Source organism: Helicobacter labacensis (assembly GCF_003660285.1).
GTDB classification, from domain to species: Bacteria; Campylobacterota; Campylobacteria; order Campylobacterales; family Helicobacteraceae; genus Helicobacter; species Helicobacter labacensis.
Window position 1 is genome coordinate 1 of record NZ_QXQQ01000068.1, and the last position, 458, is coordinate 458.

The following is a 458-nucleotide window of genomic DNA, read 5'->3' on the forward strand; positions in this document are numbered from 1 at the left end:
GGGGGGGGGGGGGGTGATGCCCTCCAAGAGGAGGTTAGCGATTTAAGCACTAAGTTTAGCCAACTCTTAGACACCCTCAACACCTTTAACAAAGCCCTAGAAGAAACTTACCACCAAAGCACAGAAGATGATCCCAATTTAGAAGATCTACTCTCCCAATCCAAACGCCTAAGAGTTAAAACCAGCACCCACCTTAACGCGCTCAAGAGTGCTCAAGAGGGCGCACAGATTTTAGAACATGCCAATGGACTTGCTAAACCCCTAGAGGATTTAGAAATCTTGTTGGAGACTTTTCAAGAGGGCTTTAGCTCTTTATGTGCTACTAGCCAAAGTGCGCTCTCAAACCAAGCCACCCCCACACCACAACCCCAAAACACCGCACACACCAACACACCCCCCAATGACAATACCCCACAAGTCAAACCCTTATGGAAATACGGGGCGAACACTTTGCAAGC

At 48.5% G+C, this 458-nt stretch carries 1 pseudogene; it reads left to right on the plus strand.

Features of this window, described 5'->3' with window-relative positions:
* Positions 1–458 (plus strand): annotated as a pseudogene (locus tag EAO33_RS08925) (tetratricopeptide repeat protein); the annotation flags it as partial.